Raw genomic sequence first — 656 nt, 5'->3', positions numbered from 1 at the left:
GGGTGAAGTCGTAACAAGGTAACCCTAGGGGAACCTGGGGTTGGATCACCTCCTTACGTAAAGTCGTTGGACGACTTAATGTAGTGCCTACACAGATTGTTTTGTTATAGAAAGAAAAGAACACCAAAGGTAGTACTCACCTAAAACAGAGTATTGCGTAGCGGATTTGTTGTTCAGGCAACGCCGCGAGGAATTTGACGCAGGGAGCAATCGTCTGATTGTGACCAAGCAAATTCCGGAGCAAGGCCGCATGAGCGACAAAGACCAAGCAATAGGCTTGTAGCTCAGCTGGTTAGAGCGCACCCCTGATAAGGGTGAGGTCGGCAGTTCAAGTCTGCCCAAGCCTACCATTTCTTCCTTATGCTTTGTTATCGCAAGCATCACGTGCTGAAGCACGCTGCTGTTTACGATGCCGCGTCTAAGAAAGAGAAACCGAGAAGTAAATATTCTTGGGGCTATAGCTCAGCTGGGAGAGCGCCTGATTTGCATTCAGGAGGTCAGCAGTTCGATCCTGCTTAGCTCCACCACTTCTAAACGCATTTAGAAAAGTGCGTTTAGAAGTGGTTTAGTACCACACTATGTTCTTTAACAATTTGGAAAGCTGATATTAGTAATCAATCAAAATTGAGTAACTGAGAATATCGAAAAGATGTTCT

At 45.6% G+C, this 656-nt stretch carries 2 tRNA genes and 1 rRNA gene; all 3 read left to right on the top strand.

Going from position 1 to position 656, the window contains the following annotated elements:
* Positions 1-56: ribosomal RNA gene (locus FJ444_RS21550) — 16S ribosomal RNA — on the top strand; the annotation flags it as partial.
* Between the two features lie 217 nt (positions 57-273).
* Positions 274-350 (top strand) — tRNA-Ile (locus FJ444_RS21285).
* Positions 351-451: 101 nt separating this feature from the next.
* Positions 452-527: transfer RNA gene (locus FJ444_RS21280), tRNA-Ala, on the top strand.
* Positions 528-656: the final 129 nt, after the last annotated feature.

This window comes from Aestuariibacter sp. GS-14, assembly GCF_006494365.1.
GTDB lineage: Bacteria > Pseudomonadota > Gammaproteobacteria > Enterobacterales > Alteromonadaceae > Alteromonas > Alteromonas mangrovi.
This window is presented reverse-complemented; position numbering and strand designations above follow the sequence as displayed.